Consider the following 15634-nt stretch of genomic DNA (forward strand, 5'->3'; position numbering starts at 1 on the left):
GGTGCAGTGAGAGCGCGACGGGAAATGGGCACGCAAGTGCTAAGGCGGACGCCGGACAAGGGCAACGCCCGAGAGGCTAGGCCTTTTCCAGGAGGGCTTCGATGCTCGCTGGCGACAGGACGTCGTCGACAACCATCCGGCTGGCGCCGAGCACGCCGGCCTCGTCCGCCGCCATCGACTGGACGATCCGAAGCCGGGCAGTGGCGAGCGGCAAGGAACGCTGGTAGACCACCTCGCGCACGCCAGCCAGGAGGTACTCTCCGCCGGCAGCCAAGCCGCCGCCGATAACAATCACCGAGGGGTTGAGCAAGCTGACGCAGGTTGCGAGTACGTCTCCCACGTCGCGGCCCGCTTGGCGCACAGCTTGGATGGCTTTGAGGTTGCCCCGGCGGGCAAGCTCGAGGACGTCTTCACCGGTTGCAGCCGGCACTCCCTCAGCGGTGAGCGCGGCGGCCACGGCAGGTCCGGAGGCCAGCGCTTCCAGGCAACCGTAGTTGCCGCATCGGCAGAGGACACCGTCCCCGCGGGGCACCCGCACATGGCCGATGTCGCCCGCGGTACCGTCAGCACCTCGTTGCAGCAGGCCGCCGCCGATGATGCCCGCGCCAATACCCGTGGCAACTTTGATGAAGAGGAGGCTGTCCACCTCGGGCCAAAAGAAAGCCCGCTCCCCCAATGCCATGATGTTTACGTCGTTGTCCACCACAACGTGGGTATCGAAACTGCGCTGGATGTAGTGGGGCACGTCGAAGCCGTCCCAGCCGGGCATGATCGGAGGGTTGGCAGGCTTCCCGCTGGAATGTTCCACCGGGCCCGGCAAGCCGATTCCAATCCCGGCCAGCTCGCGCGCGTCCCGGCCCGTCTGGGCCAGCAGCGTGCGGCAGAGCCCGACGACGAGGTCAAGCACCGCTTCCGGTCCGGCCGACACCTCCATTTCCACCCGTGACTCAGCCAGGACACGGCCGCTGAGATCGGTCGCGGCAACCAGGATGTGCGTGGCTCCGACGTCGACGGCGATCACCACACGTGCGGAGGGCTGGAAAGCAAAGCGCGACGGCGGTCGGCCGCCTGAGGAGAACGCCTCACCGGCCGGCGCTATGAGGCCCAGCGACGTTAAGGCGTCAACACGGGCTGCGACAGTCGACCTTGCCAGTCCGGTCATTTCCGCGAGCTCAGCGCGCGTGCGTGCACGGCCGTCACGCAGTAGTTGGAAAAGTTCTCCCGTCCGGGACTGTCCGGGCGCCGACGCGACAGAAGCGGCAGACGCGGGAATACGGGCGGACTGCAGCTCAGTGACCGGCGGATTGGACATGGATCAATAAAAGCACGGGGGGCTTATTCCTGTCACAATCACCATTGCGCCAAAGTAGCCCTAACTTTTGCTTGACTGTCGGCAAAAGCTGTTCTAGCTTTACTGATGCGGCGGTCCGCAATAACGAATCGCTGCGCAAGAGCCAGCAACTGCCGGGATCGGCCTTGGGCCGAAAGCATCTATGCCAGGAGAACCTGTGACTTACTCCCTACAGCTTTACACCGTCCGCGGCCCCTTGGAAGAAGATCTGGAAGGCACCGTTAAGCGAGTGGCCGAGCTGGGCTTCACCGCGGTGGAACCCTACAACTTCGTGGCCAACGCCGACGCATTGGCCACCGCATTGAGCAAGAACGGGCTCACTGCACCGTCGGGACATGCGCCACTGCTCCGCGCCAACCAGGACGAAATCTTCCAGGCCGCGCAGAAGCTCGGCATCGGAACGGTCATCGATCCGCACGTCGACGCCGCCCAGTGGACCACAGAGGCGGATATCAAAGAAACGGCCAAGGCACTGAATGCAGCTGCGGCCAAGGGTGCCGAATACGGCATCGCTGTCGGCTACCACAACCACGAGTTCGAGCTCGAAAACCGGATCAACGGCCGGTCCGCACTCGAGGTTCTCGCTGAGAACCTTGATCCCCGGGTGGTGCTCGAAGTTGACACCTACTGGGCCGCCGTCGGCGGAGAAGAGCCTGTTGCCTTGCTGGAACGGCTCGGGGACAGGGTCCGCTTTATCCACATCAAGGACGGACCGCTCACCAAGGTGGACAAAGACCAGGTTGCCGTGGGCTCCGGCCAGATGCCCATCTGGGACGTTATCGAGGCCGCAAAGAACCTCGAGGCCGGCGTCGTGGAGCTGGATGATTTTAACGGAGACATTTTCGACGCCGTCAGCGATTCATTGGCGTACCTGAAGGCAGGCAAGTAATGGAAAAGACAACTACCCCGCGCACGGGTCCCGTCGGCATCGGCATCATCGGCGCCGGCGTGATCAGCAAGGAATACCTCACCAACCTCACCAGCTTCCCTGACGTGAAAGTCCACGTCGTGGCAGACATGTTCGAGGACGCTGCCGCAGCCCGCGCCGCCGAGTTCGGCATCGCTGCCTCCGGCGGCGTCGAGGCAGCCCTGACGCATCCCGACGTCGAAATCGTGGTCAACTTGACCACCCCGGCAGCCCACGTGGAGGTTGCTACCGCTGCCGCCAATGCCGGGAAGCACGTTTGGAGCGAAAAGCCGTTCTCGCTGGACCGTGAAAGCGGCCTCGCGCTGCTCAAAGCCGCTGATGCGGCAGGCGTCCGCCTCGGTTGTGCGCCTGACACGTTCCTGGGCGCCGGCCTGCAGACCGCACAGCGCATCATCGCCGAAGGCGGGATCGGCGTCCCGCTGACCGCGTTGACGCTGATGCAGTCCCCCGGGCCGGAATCCTGGCACCCGAATCCTGCGTTCTTGTTCCAAGAGGGCGCCGGACCATTGTTCGACATCGGCCCTTACTACCTGACCACGCTCATCCAGACTTTTGGTCCCATCGCCAAGGTGGCGGCCCTCGGGTCCGTCTCCCGGCAGAAGCGGGTTATTGGTTCCGGGCCCAAGGCCGGCGAGGAATTCGACGTCACGGTGCCCAGCCACGTGAGCGCGATTGCCCAGTTTGAGGGAGGCGAGTCCTCCCAGAGCATCTTCAGCTTTGACTCGAACCTGCAGCGGACTGGTTTTGTCGAGGTGAACGGGACCGAAGCCACCATCGCCTTCCCGGATCCGAACATGTTCGACGGCGATATCCTGCTGACCCGCCGTGGCGCGTCGGAGCCGGAGGTCATTTCCGCCGTCGGATCGACGTCCTCCCGTGGTACCGGCGTCTTGGAAATGGCCCGCGCTATCCGAGCCGGTGTTCCGCACCGGGCCCAGGGACAGCTGGCCTACCACGTACTCGATGCCATGGTTTCGATCGCCGAATCCATCGAGACCGGAACCTTCATCGATTTGGCCAGTACTGCGGTCGCAGCTCCTCCGCTGCCCGCTGACTGGGACCCGACCGCCGCTACCCTCTAGGACGCACCTGATGCTGGATCACGAAGCCGCCCCGTCCGAACCTCCGGCGTCCCGCCCCGCTAACAGCCAGGTTTCCGGCCCGTTGGGTGTGGCTGCCATTGGATACGCCTTTATGGGGAAGGCTCATTCGAATGCGTGGCGGAACGTGGCCAGCTTCTTTGATGTCCCGGCCTTCGAGCAGAAAGTGCTCGTGGGCCGGGACGCCACGGCCGTGGCGGAAGCCGCGGCCAGGTATGGTTGGGCCGAGTCCGCCACGGACTGGCGCTCGGTCATCGAACGGGACGATATCCATATCATCGATATCTGCGCCCCGGGCTGGATGCATGCCGAGATCGCCGTCGCGGCACTGGCAGCCGGCAAGCACGTCCTGGTGGAAAAACCCTTGGCCAATACCCTGGCCGAAGCCGAACTCATGACCGCGGCCGCGGCCAAAGCCCGGACCAAAGGCGTGCAGTCCATGATCGGCTTCAATTACCGCCGCGTCCCGGCCCTGGCGCTGGCACGCGAACTGATCGCTGAAGGCCGCCTCGGCACCGTCCGGCACGTCCGGGCAGCGTACCTGCAGGACTGGCTCACCGACACCGAAGCCCCCATGACCTGGCGGCTGCGCAAAGAAACCGCCGGCTCGGGAGCTCTCGGGGACATCGCCTCCCACGCCATCGACCAAGTGCTTTTCCTCCTCGGGGACGCCGTCACGGAGGTCACCGGCCGGCTCCACACTTTCGTGGACCGGCGCCCCGGCCCGGACAGCCCTGCCGGCGGGTTGGAAGATGTCACGGTCGACGACGCCGCCTGGGCCACGCTGACCCTGGCCTCCGGAGCGATCGCCTCGGTGGAAGTCTCCCGGGTGGCCACGGGCCGGAAAAACTCCCTCGCCCTGGAAATCTACGGCGAGAAAGGCACCATCCTCTTTGACCTCGAGAACCTGAACGAACTCGGGTTCCTGGACGCCACCCTCCCTGTCCGGGAACAGGGTTTCCGCCGGATCCTCGTCAACGAACCCGACCACCCCTACCTCCAAGCCTGGTGGCCCCAAGGCCACATCATCGGCTGGGAACACACGTTCACCCACCAAATCCGGGACTTCCTGACCGCCATCGCTTCCGGGGAAACGCCGTCGCCGTCGTTCGAAGAAGGCCTGAACGTCCAACACATCCTGGCCGCCATCGAAGAATCCGCCGCAGCCAAAAGTTCACTGATCCAACTGTCCAGCAGCAGCACCGCCGAAGGAGTCTGACATGTCCCGCCCGTATACCTTGTTTACCGGTCAGTGGGCCGATCTGCCCTTCGAGGAAGTCGCACGCCTGGCCTCGGGCTGGGGCTATGACGGCCTGGAGATCGCCGTCTCCGGAGACCACCTGGACGCCTGGCGCTGGGACGAACCCGGCTACGTCGAATCCAAACTCGCGATCCTGGAAAAGTACAACCTGAAGGTCTGGGCCATCTCCAACCACCTCAAAGGCCAAGCCGTCTGCGATGACCCGATCGACTTCCGCCACGAAGCGATCGTCGGGTCCCGCGTGTGGGGCGACGGGGAACCCGAAGGCGTCCGCCAACGCGCCGCCGAAGAAATGAAACACACCGCCCGGCTCGCCCGCGCCCTGGGCGTGGATACCGTGGTCGGATTCACCGGCTCCGCGATCTGGCAGTACGTCGCCATGTTCCCGCCCGTCCCCGAAAAAGTCATCGACGCCGGCTACCAGGACTTCGCCGACCGCTGGAACCCCATCCTGGACGTCTTCGACGAAAACGGGGTCCGCTTCGCCCACGAAGTCCACCCCAGCGAGATCGCCTACGACTACTGGACCACCGTCCGGACCCTCGAAGCGATCGGCCACCGGGAAGCGTTCGGCCTGAACTGGGACCCCTCCCACATGATGTGGCAAGGCATCGACCCCGTCTCCTTCATCTGGGACTTCAAAGACCGGATCTACCACGTGGACTGCAAAGACACCAAGCTCCGCCCCACCGGCCGCAACACCGTCCTGGGCTCCCACCTGCCCTGGGGCGACCCCCGCCGCGGCTGGGACTTCGTCTCCGCCGGACGCGGCGACGTCCCCTGGGAATCCTCCTTCCGCGCCCTCACCGCGATCGGCTACAACGGGCCCATCAGCATCGAATGGGAAGACGCCGGCATGGACCGCCTCCACGGAGCACCCGAAGCCCTCGCCGCCCTCAAAAAATTCGACTTCCCCGCCTCACAAACCAGCTTCGACGCCGCCTTCAACACCAAGGACTAACACCAACGTGATCCGCACCCTTCAAGCAAGTCAGCGCTGCGAGGTGTGGATCGCGTCGGTGACCGGAGAGTCCCATCTCGTGTACAGCACCGACGAGCTTCTCCTCGAAGCCCCGAACTGGACCCTCGACGGTGCAGCACTTGTCCTCAACGGGGGCGGGAAGTTGTGGACGCTGGACGTTTCAGGTGGTGAACCCGCAGAAGTTCCGCTGACGGGCGTCCAGGACCTCAACAACGACCACGTCCTGGCACCGGCCGGCGAACGCATCTTCCTCTCCGCCAACGATGGTCACATCTACAGGGCTTCCCTGCAGGGAGGGGCCGCCACGCGCATCACAGGCGACGACGGCTCCTTCCACTTCCTCCACGGTGTCAGTCCCGACGGCAAGGCGCTTGCCTATGTGGGGATCGAGGCGGGAGACTTCACGAAGCCCGGGCGGCTCATGACCATGAACTCCGACGGCGGCCCCGCCACCATGGTAGACGTCGGCACCGGCCACTGCGACGGTCCCGAATACTCACCAGACGGACAATGGCTCTACTTGAACACCGAGTCCTTCTCGACGGCGGCCGGCCATGCCCAGTTGGCCCGGCTCCGGACCGATGGAACGGGCTTCGAACGTCTCCTTGAAAGCACCACTGTGGACTGGTTCCCGCACCTCTCCCCTGATGGGCACTACGCTTCTTACATCCGGTTCCCCAGCGGAACCAAGGGCCATCCCGCGGACTTGCGTGTCGACGTCGTACTTGTTTCAACAGGTGACTGGAAGACTCCGCTGCACGAATGGCCACTTTTCGGCGGCCAAGGTACCCTCAACGTCAACAGCTGGTCGCCGGATTCGGAGCGCTTCGCGTTCGTGGCATACCCGCTGGCTGAATGAAGCTGCCGGCCCAACAGAGGAATAACACGTGAGAATTCCATCCGAGACTCCCATCCGTTGGGGAATCCTTGGCACCGGTTTCATTGCAGGGGCACAAACGCGGGATCTCGTGGAGAACGGTTTCACCGTGCAGGCTGTGGGCTCGCGCTCTTTGGAATCCAGCAGGGCGTTCGCCGACAGGTTCCGTATTGCCACCGCGCACCAGAGCTACGAGGACCTGGCGGCGGACCCCGAAGTGGATGTCATCTACGTGGCCACTCCGCACCCCTTCCATCGCGACAACGCGCTTTTGGCCCTCAACGCCGGAAAGCATGTCTTGGTGGAAAAGTCCTTCACCATGAATGCCCGGGAGGCCCGCGAGATCACTGACCTCGCTGAGTCCAAGGGCCTGGTGGCCCTGGAAGCAATGTGGACGCGGTTCCTCCCCCACATGATCCGCATCCGCGAAATCATCCGCGAAGGCACCATCGGGGAGATCCGGAAAGTGGTCGCCAGCCACAACCAGCGCCTGCCCAAGGACCCACTGCACAGGTTGAACAATCCTGCCTTGGGCGGAGGTGCGCTGCTGGACCTGGGCGTCTATCCGATTTCCTTTGCCTTCGACATCCTCGGCGCCCCGGAAACCATCGATGCCAGTGCCTCCATGACGGCCACCGGCGTCGACCGTCAAACTGCGGCGGTCTTCAACTACGCCAACGGTGCCCAAGCGATCGTGGATTGCGATCTCGACGCAGCCAGCGCCAACCGCGCCATGGTGGTGGGCACCGAAGGCTATATCGACATCGAGCACACGTGGTACATGCCCGTTCCCTTTACGGTTTTCTCCGGGGACGGGGAGGTGCTGGAACGCTACGACCAGCCGGTCACCGGCCGGGGCATGCAGTACCAGGCCGCGGAGTTGGAACGGCTGGTCCGGGCCGGAGAAACGGCCGGTTCCATGCTGCCCCCGGAAGAAACGGTCGGGATCATGGCCGCGATGGACGAAATCCGCCGTCAAATCGGCCTGGCTTACGCGGCCGACACGGAAGTTGTTGCGTGAACAAGAACCGCCTTGAAGCCTTCAGTGATGGTGTCTTGGCCATCGTCATCACCATCATGGTCCTGGAACTCCGGGTGCCGGATGAACCGACCTGGCACGGCCTCTTGGGGGTCCTCCCCACGTTCCTCAGCTACCTGCTGAGCTTCGGTTACGTCGGAATCTACTGGAACAACCATCACCACCTGATCCAACTGGCTGACCGCGTCAACGGCAGGATTTTGTGGGCCAACCTGCACTTGTTGTTCTGGATATCCCTGTTCCCGTTCACCACCCGGTGGATGGACGAGTCCGGCTTCTTACAGGTACCGGTTCTGGTGTACGGGCTCAACCTTCTCTGCGCGGCCATTGCGTTCTACGTCCTGCAGCAGTCGCTCATCCGGCAGCAGGGCCGGGACGGCGCACTGGCCCAAGCAGTCGGTAAGGACTGGAAAGGCAAAGCGTCCCCGTTCATCTATTTGTCCGGCATCGCGCTCACTTTCCTGCACCCACTGCTCGGAGTCGCGGTCTACACTGTGGTGGCGTTGATCTGGCTTGTGCCGGACAGGCGCTTAGAACACTTCGTCACGCAGTTACACCAAGGCTGACACTCGCGCCCTCGCGGACACAAGCCCATGGTTGGTGGCCTACCATGAGGACCATGATGCGCACGAGGCTGTACCGCGATGGACGTATTGAGCGCGAAGATCTCCGGATCGAGGAACTGGACGACCTGATCCAGGAAGAGGGAGCCACCGTCTGGGTTGACTACACCTCGCCGTCGGCCGAGGATCTGGAAGCCATTGAAAAGGCGCTCGGACTGCACCGCCTCGCGGTGGAAGACGCCGTCCACGAGCACCAGCGTTCCAAGCTCGACCGCTACCCGGGACACCTTTTCCTCGCTACGTATCACGCTGAACTGGATACTCAATCCAGCAAACTCAAGGTCTCGGAGATCAAGGCGTTCATCAGCAAGCGTGCCCTGGTGACGGTGCATGGTCCGGACATGGACCCCGGAGTACTCACGGCACACTGGGACGCCGAACCCGATCTGGCCGTGCATGGAACCGCATTCCTGCTGTGGGGCCTTCTGGACCTCATTGTTGACGGTCATTTCGAAACAGTGCAGGAGTTGGATTCCCGGATTGATTCGCTGGAGGAAGTCCTCTTTGACGACCACGCGGCCGATCATGACCTGCAGCGCCGCTCATTCGAACTTCGCAAGTCCTTGGTGCAGCTCCGGCGCGCAGTCCTGCCAATGCGTGAAGTACTGAACACCATCCTCCGGCGGGACTTGGACGTCCTTGAGCCCGAGATGCAGCCCTTCTTCCAAGACGTCTACGACCACGTCCTCAGGGTCTCGGAGTGGACAGAGTCCCTGCGGGACCTGGTGACCACAATCCTTGAGACCCACATCAGCATTCAGGGCAACAAGATGAACCTTGTCATGAAAAAGGTCACCAGCTGGGCCGCAATCATCGCCGTCCCCACCGCCGTCACCGGTTTCTTCGGGCAAAACGTCCCGTTCCTTGGCTTCCAGTCCCCCCTTGGCCTGGGGCTGTCACTGACCCTCATTGTTCTTGCTTCGGCCGCGCTCTACATGACCTTCAAGCGCAAGGAATGGATCTGACCAAGTGACGCAGGCGAGCAGCCCGACGATGGTGAAGGTCAGGTGATGGGGCCGCGAAGGTCCCGCTGAGGATCCTCCGGCCGGGCATCGCTGGCTATCCGGTTGGCGGGGCGCTTCGGCGGTATCTGGGCGGTCGCCAGCCTTCGGGGCCCGCTCCAGAGGGCCGGCGGAGCGTCGATGGCATAGGCGAGCCGGTAGGCGACGGATTCATAGTTCAACCGCCACCCACGAAAATGTGGCCAGGCCCGTTCCGTACTGTGTTCCACTGGGTAGCCGACGTCGCGGAGCATCTGAACCGCGTCGCTGAACTCCTCGAACGTCAGCTCGGTATCGTCGTCCGGGTTCACGTCCTCCACTACAGGGATGGACAGGGCTCCGGCGATCTGGTTCAGGCACGAAAAGCCCATGCGCAGCATCAATCGTGCCCGCAGTGTTGGTGCGGTACCCGGGCTCAAGGAGAGTTGGAGGGCAGCGCTGTCCATGACACTGAGCAAGGCGGTCAACCAGTTCGACTCGGGCAGCGGCGAACGGAGCATGCAAAGGGTCAGGTACGTGGTGTGGGACTCAGCGACATCCGCGGCCCATCGCTCCCACGTCCCGTAGAGCGTGCCCAGTTCCGCTGTGCTGTCCACGGTTGAAAGCCCGAACCTGGTCCGGATCAGCAACTCCGGCCCCCATGCCGGAGAACCAGCGCGTGATAGCAAAAGGGAGACTTCAGATTCACGGCGGTTGAATGCCGAGTAAAGGGTGGGGAGGTAGCCGACCTGGAGTGCGATGACCACCAAACCGGTAAAAGCCCCGGAGTACACCAATGCTGTGTTGCCCAGTTGGTCCGGCGCTGCGTAGCCGAGGGTAAACAATGCCGAACCGGCCTCGCTGAAGGCCCGGTACGGATCGGTCTGGACAAACGGCAGTAGCATCAGCGCGAAGGAAAGATACAACAACATCATCCACATGCCCAGCCTGATGAACAACTGCATCGGCGCTTGCCATGCCAGAAGCCTGTCCAGCTTCCTGTACGTTTTGATGGGCCTGCGGGCAACAGAAAAAATTGCCTCGGCGATAACGGCCGCTGCGGCCGAGAGTTTGTGTTTGTGCTGACGGGGCACGATCAAAGCGCCGATCACGCTTGTCCACGTCCAAATCAACAGGAGCAACCCAACCGGGAAGCTGATCCACCCAACTACTACGGCCACCCAAGATTCCTAACCCGTGCGTGATAAGCGTTGCTGCCTACAAGCATGCTAGACCTCACAGCAACATAGGGGTCAGCGCACAGCCACTTCCCTTAGGATGCGGTGAGGCGCATTGCCCGCAGAAACACTCCAAGGGGGAACCACATGGCTGAAACCGTCCGCACCGCAACGGCGCACGACGCCGGGAAGCTGGCTGAGTTGGCAGCCATCACCTTTCCGCTGGCGTGCCCGCCCGGTGCGTCGCCGGAGGACATCGAGGCCCACGTCGAGGGGAACCTCAGCGAAGGCAACTTCAAGGAGTACCTCGCCGACGCGAACATCACCGTCCTGGTACTCGACGACGCCGGAGACTTCCGGGGTTACACCATGCTCGTAGCCAAACGGACCAGCGACCACGACGTCGCGTCGGTCCTCACGGCACACCCCGCTACGGAACTGAGCAAATGCTACGTCCACCCCGACCATCACGGTAAAGGGGCTGCGGCACGGCTCATGCGGGCGTCCTTGGCTAATGCTGCAGACAAGGGCGCCTCCGTGGTGTGGCTCGGAGTGAACAGCGAGAACGCCAAGGCCATCCGGTTTTACGAGAAGAGCGGCTTCCGGAAGGTAGGGACCAAGTCATTCAGGCTCGGAAATACCGTGGAGCACGACTTCGTCATGGAGCACGAGCTCTAGCCAAGGTTCCGTGCGCAGATCCAGGCCATTCGGAAGCCCTGCGACGGTGCCGTTCACACCCGACGCCCGGACGCTGATTCGGGACGATCCGAGCAGCACGTTATCAGCTTGGAACTCGCCAACTTCCTCGGGCAGGATCGGAGCCAGGTGGAGGACGTTTCGGGTGAAATCCGGGTCCAGTCGAAGCAGGACCCGGGCCAGCTGGATCGGCGTGGCCGCTGACCATGCCTGTGGGGAACACGCCGTCGGGTACGGAACGGGCTCCGAGAAGTCGTCACGGCCAAAGCCGCAAAACAGCTCGGGAAGCTGACCGCCGAAGTGCTTGGCGGCGTCGAACAATCCGAGCGCCAGCTGGCCGGCCTCCTTCACGAAGCCGTAGCGCATCAGGCCGGTGGCCGCGAGCGCAGTATCGTGCGGCCATACCGAGCCATTGTGGTAGCTGACGGGGTTATAAGCGCCCATGTCCGAGGCGAGGGTGCGGATCCCCCAGCCAGTGAACATTTCGGCGGACATCAGCCGCTCGGCAACAAGGGAAGCCTTGTCCTCATCGACGATCCCGGCCCACAGGCAGTGCCCCATGTTGGAAGTACAGGAATCCACGGGCTGCTTGTTCTTGTCCAGTGCGAGCGCGAAATAGCCCTTTTCCGACAGCCAGAACTTTTCGTTGAAGGCTTGCTTCAGTGCCGCTGCCCGCTCGGCACAGCGGCGCTCGACGGCGGCGTCCCCCGCTTCCCTCGCGAGCAATGAGCGTGCCACGTAAGCCGCGTAGGCGTAGGCCTGTACTTCCGCCAGGTCAATGGGGGCCTCAGCCATCCGGCCGTCAGCGAAGTTGATCCCGTCCGGGGAGTCTTTCCACCCTTGGTTGACCAAGCCGTGTTCGTTTGGCCGTTGGTACTCGATGAACCCGTCGCCGTCGCGATCCCCGTACTTCTCCATCCACTCAATGGCGCGGTCCGCATGGGGCAGCAACGAATTAACGACCTCCGGATCCGCTCCCCACCGGCTCAGCTCGCGTAACAGGACCACGAAGAGCGGGGTGGCATCGGCTGTTCCGTAGTATGCGGTCCCGCCGAGCGACTGCCCAGCGGTGGTGCCAAGGCGGACCTCATGGGGAATTCGGCCGGGTTCTTCTTCGGAGTCAGTATCGACCTTGCTGCCTTGGAGTCCGGCCAGGGTTTGGAGTGTTCCCGCCGCCAGCCCGGGGTCCACCATGAGGGACATGTAGGACGCCAAGAGGGAATCGCGTCCAAACAGCGCCATGAACCAGGGCGCCCCGGCTGCGACGGCCACGCGGCCGATGTGGTGGGGGTCGAAGATACGGAGTGAGCCGAGATCCTGTTGGCTGTGGACCAAAGTCTGTTGAACATTGGCATCCGTCACGGATATCCGCGGCACATGCTCTTCCCAGGCGCGATGTCTGCGGACTCCCACGCTGCCATCCGGCGGTGCTGTTGCGGAAAACGGCTCCTCCGGGGTTTCGCCGTTGGTAAGGGGTGTTGCGATGACGCTGGTGGTCCAGGTACCGCGGGCCGGGATGCTGACGTGGAACGTGAGGCCCTCATCGGTTGGGGTGCTGCCCGCCGCTTTGAAGGTCACTCCGCGCCGTTGCCCGTCGGCATCTTCAGAGGTGAAACTCAGTACCTCATGGCCAATGCTGCGCCTCGGCGGTTCGGATTTGCCCGTGTTCCCGCCCTTGATGTCGAAGAGGTCCTCCAGATCGGCGTCGAGCGCTAGGTCGATGCGGCAGGTGGCAGGCTGCGCCGAGTAGTTCCTGATGACGATGTCGTCTCGAAGTCCTGGCCCCACATGCCGTTCATGCTGAACCACCAAGGGGGTATCGAATTTCCCATCGGCTGACCGGCCCCGCCCGATAAACTCCGCGTGGTAGGCAGCCTGGTTTCGCCCGTTTAATGGTTCACGGGGCGCGCCGTTCACGGTCAGGACCCAGCGCGACACGACCCGCGTGTCCTGATAGTAGGCACCTTGCGCACCGCCTCCGTGGATGTCACCGGAAGGCCCCGAGATACAGAAGGAAGTACCCTCGACGACGGTTACGGCACCGGGCACGGAGGCCTGGGCCACCGGGTCTTCGTTCCAAGCTGTCATGGCGGGTGGGTCTCCTTCGCAGTGGGGCGGGCCCATGGTCTGGTCCAAATCTGGTCCTGGTCTGGTCCTGGTCTGATCCTGGTCTGATTCCAACGGGTTGCGCCCTTCCACTTTGCCGTGCCGGTGAGGAAAATAACACCCACCCTGGGAATGCTGTACCGGCTGGACGGGTTGTAGCTGCCATGAAGATTGAGATCTGGTCAGACGTCGCGTGCCCGTGGTGCTACATCGGCAAGCGTCGCTTTGAGACCGCATTGGCCCGGTTCCCGCACCGCGATTCCGTGGAAGTTCAGTGGAGGAGCTACCAACTGGACCCATCAGTCCCGGAGCATTACGACGGCACCGAGCTGGACTATCTGAGCAAGCGCAAAGGCATGGCCCCTGAGCAAGTCAAGCAGATGTTTGGCCACGTCACGGAGACCGCCAAGGGTGAGGGCTTGGACTACCGTTTTGACACTGTTGTGGTTGCCAACAGCTTCACGGCCCACCGCCTCATCCATCTCGCTGCCTCCCATGGCCGCCAGGACGCTGCCAAGGAACGCCTGCTCAGTGACCACTTCGAGCACGGCAAGGACATCGGCAGCGAGGAGTACCTCACTGCGCTTGGTGCGGTTTTGGAACTGCCCGCCGACGAGGTTGCGGAACTGTTCACCACGGACAAGTTCACCGACGCCGTCAACGAGGACATCAATGAGGCCCGGGCCATCGGCGTCACGGGCGTCCCGTTCTTCGTGATCGACCGCAAGTACGGCATTTCCGGCGCCCAGCCCGCTGAACTCTTCGCCCAAGCCTTGAACCAGGCGTGGCAGGAAGCCAACCCGTTGATCCCGGTGGGCGCTTCGGACGGCGAGGCCTGCGGCCCTGACGGCTGCAGCATCTAAGTAGCCCACGCCGTCGTGCTTTACCCAACTAGGGGACAGCAAGCGTTCATTGCGACGTTTGCTGTCCCCTGGTTGGGTGCGAGGCTAGCCTTTCACCACATGAAGCTCGACGACGGCCCAGGACAGGGCGGGCAGCGTCAGGCGCAGCTCTGAACCGTGCGCCTTCACGCCTTCCAGTGCCGTCAGGCCCACCCGGCCCGGCTGGTCCTGGGCGTTGGTCGTGAAGCGGTCGCCGCCATCGGGAATCTCGAGGACCTCGGCGCGTACCACCTGCTGGGCGTCGAAACCGCGAAGCGCCACCTCGACGTCGGCGGCTTCTTCCAACCCGCGGTTGGCGAAGAACAAAGCCACCCGCCCCGTTTCCTCGTTCCACGTCGCGCTGACGTCCACCAGGTCCGTGTCACCGAAGCGGGTGTTGGAGTACTTGTCCGAGTCCACGGAGAGCCGCAGGATCTGGCCTTTGGCGAGCTCTGCCATCCGTGCGAAGGGGTGGAAAATGGTCTGCTTCCACGCCGGCCCGTTTTCCTCGGACAGGATGGGCGCGATCACGTTGACCAGCTGCGCCTGGTTGGCGATCTTGACCCGGTCCCCATGGCGGAGCAGCGAGTTGAGCAACGTTCCCACCACGACGGCGTCCGTGACGTTGTACTTGTCCTCGATGATCCGGGGGTGCTCGCGCCATCCGGCCTTGATCACGTTGTGCGGCTGGTCCTCGGTGTCCAAACCGCGCTGGTACCAGACGTTCCACTCATCGAAGGACAGGTTGATGTGCTTCTTGTGCTTTCCCTTCGCGCGCACCGCGTCTGCCGTTGCGACGACGGACTCGATGAAGTAATCGGTGTCGACGGCGGACGCGAGGAAACTGCCGACGTCGCCTTCTTCCTCGAAGTAGTACGCGTGGAGGGAAACGTAATCGACCTCTTCATATGCTTGCGTGAGCACGGTCTGCTCCCAAGCGCCAAAGGTGGGCATCCGTGAATTGGAGCTGCCGCAAGCCACCAGCTCGATGTCCGGGTCCACGAACCGCATGGCCTTGGCGGCTTCCTGGGCGAGGCGGCCGTATTCCTCAGCGGTCTTGTGGCCGATCTGCCATGGCCCGTCCATTTCATTGCCCAAGCACCATAGCTTGATGCCGAAGGGGTCCTTGTGGCCGTTCTTTGCGCGAAGGTCTGACCAATAGCTCCCGCCGGGATGGTTGGCATACTCCACGATTTCACGGGCGGCCTCCACTCCCCTGGTGCCCAGGTTGATGGCCTCCATGATTTCGGTGCCGGCTTGTTTGGACCAGTCCACGAACTCGTGCAAACCGAAGGCGTTGGTCTCCACGGTGTGCCAGGCACCATCCAGCCGCCGCGGCCTGTTCTCGCGCGGTCCGATGCCGTCTTCCCAGTTGTAACCGGAAACAAAATTACCGCCGGGGTACCGGATAACGGTGGCCCCCAGTTCCTTGACGAGCTTGAGGACATCTTGGCGGAAGCCGTTCTCATCGGCTTCAGGATGTCCGGGTTCGTAAATGCCGGTATAGACACAGCGGCCCATGTGCTCCACGAAGGAGCCGAAAAGGCGGCGGGGTACTTCGCCGATCGTGAAGTCGCGATCGAGGGTGATCCGTGCGCGTGACATGTGCAGTATCTCCTTGGTTGTGTTCTG

The 15634-nt window shown here is 63.1% G+C and carries 14 protein-coding genes; 10 read left to right on the plus strand and 4 right to left on the minus strand.

Going from position 1 to position 15634, the window contains the following annotated elements:
- Positions 1-76 precede the first annotated feature (76 nt).
- The gene (locus QRN42_RS10625; protein WP_284979147.1) at positions 77-1312 is read right to left on the minus strand and encodes an ROK family transcriptional regulator; all 1236 of its coding nucleotides are present in this window, start codon (positions 1310-1312) and stop codon (positions 77-79) included.
- A gap of 196 nt (positions 1313-1508) precedes the next feature.
- Between QRN42_RS10625 and QRN42_RS10630 the strand changes: the two genes are divergently transcribed.
- Genes QRN42_RS10630 through QRN42_RS10665 form a run of 8 tightly spaced genes read left to right on the plus strand, consistent with a single transcriptional unit; the run spans position 1509 to position 9126 of the window.
- Positions 1509-2240, plus strand: coding sequence for a sugar phosphate isomerase/epimerase family protein (locus QRN42_RS10630; protein WP_284979148.1), 732 nt, complete (start codon positions 1509-1511; stop codon positions 2238-2240).
- Positions 2240-3361, plus strand: coding sequence for a Gfo/Idh/MocA family protein (locus QRN42_RS10635; protein ID WP_284979149.1), 1122 nt, complete (start codon positions 2240-2242; stop codon positions 3359-3361). The genes QRN42_RS10630 and QRN42_RS10635 overlap by 1 nt, the downstream gene beginning before the upstream one ends.
- Before the next feature lie 10 nt (positions 3362-3371).
- Positions 3372-4598, plus strand: coding sequence for a Gfo/Idh/MocA family protein (locus QRN42_RS10640; protein WP_284979150.1), 1227 nt, complete (start codon positions 3372-3374; stop codon positions 4596-4598).
- 1 nt (position 4599) lies between these two features.
- The gene (locus QRN42_RS10645) at positions 4600-5601 is read left to right on the plus strand and encodes a sugar phosphate isomerase/epimerase family protein (protein ID WP_284979151.1); all 1002 of its coding nucleotides are present in this window, start codon (positions 4600-4602) and stop codon (positions 5599-5601) included.
- A gap of 7 nt (positions 5602-5608) precedes the next feature.
- Positions 5609-6481: a TolB family protein gene (locus QRN42_RS10650; RefSeq protein ID WP_284979152.1), complete on the plus strand. Its 873-nt coding sequence runs from the start codon at positions 5609-5611 to the stop codon at positions 6479-6481.
- Between the two features lie 28 nt (positions 6482-6509).
- On the plus strand, positions 6510-7520 hold the full coding sequence (locus tag QRN42_RS10655) for a Gfo/Idh/MocA family protein (RefSeq protein WP_284979153.1): 1011 nt from the start codon (positions 6510-6512) through the stop codon (positions 7518-7520).
- Complete coding sequence (locus tag QRN42_RS10660; RefSeq protein ID WP_284979154.1) at positions 7517-8104, plus strand: TMEM175 family protein; 588 nt, start codon at positions 7517-7519, stop codon at positions 8102-8104. Before QRN42_RS10655 ends, QRN42_RS10660 begins: the two co-directional genes overlap by 4 nt.
- Positions 8105-8157: 53 nt before the next feature.
- Positions 8158-9126 carry a magnesium transporter CorA family protein gene (locus QRN42_RS10665; RefSeq protein WP_284979155.1) on the plus strand — a complete coding sequence of 323 codons (969 nt, stop codon included), beginning with the start codon at positions 8158-8160 and terminating at the stop codon, positions 9124-9126.
- Positions 9127-9164: 38 nt separating this feature from the next.
- Here QRN42_RS10665 and QRN42_RS10670 read toward each other — a convergent pair whose 3' ends face one another.
- The gene (locus QRN42_RS10670; protein WP_284979156.1) at positions 9165-10322 is read right to left on the minus strand and encodes a hypothetical protein; all 1158 of its coding nucleotides are present in this window, start codon (positions 10320-10322) and stop codon (positions 9165-9167) included.
- A 144-nt stretch (positions 10323-10466) separates the two neighbouring features.
- Between QRN42_RS10670 and QRN42_RS10675 the strand changes: the two genes are divergently transcribed.
- Positions 10467-10997 carry a GNAT family N-acetyltransferase gene (locus tag QRN42_RS10675; RefSeq protein WP_284979157.1) on the plus strand — a complete coding sequence of 177 codons (531 nt, stop codon included), beginning with the start codon at positions 10467-10469 and terminating at the stop codon, positions 10995-10997.
- On the opposite strand, the gene QRN42_RS10680 is transcribed toward QRN42_RS10675, so the two are convergent.
- Complete coding sequence (locus QRN42_RS10680; RefSeq protein ID WP_284979158.1) at positions 10941-13103, minus strand: amylo-alpha-1,6-glucosidase; 2163 nt, start codon at positions 13101-13103, stop codon at positions 10941-10943. The genes QRN42_RS10675 and QRN42_RS10680 overlap by 57 nt on opposite strands.
- 182 nt (positions 13104-13285) lie before the next feature.
- Here QRN42_RS10680 and QRN42_RS10685 point away from each other — a divergent pair, with 182 nt between their 5' ends.
- Complete coding sequence (locus tag QRN42_RS10685; protein WP_284979159.1) at positions 13286-13984, plus strand: DsbA family oxidoreductase; 699 nt, start codon at positions 13286-13288, stop codon at positions 13982-13984.
- Between the two features lie 84 nt (positions 13985-14068).
- On the opposite strand, the gene arfA is transcribed toward QRN42_RS10685, so the two are convergent.
- Positions 14069-15607: an arabinosylfuranosidase ArfA gene (gene arfA / locus QRN42_RS10690; protein ID WP_284979160.1), complete on the minus strand. Its 1539-nt coding sequence runs from the start codon at positions 15605-15607 to the stop codon at positions 14069-14071.
- Between the last annotated feature and the right edge of the window lie 27 nt (positions 15608-15634).

This window comes from Arthrobacter sp. fls2-241-R2A-200 (assembly GCF_030209745.1).
Taxonomy (GTDB): Bacteria; Actinomycetota; Actinomycetes; order Actinomycetales; family Micrococcaceae; genus Arthrobacter.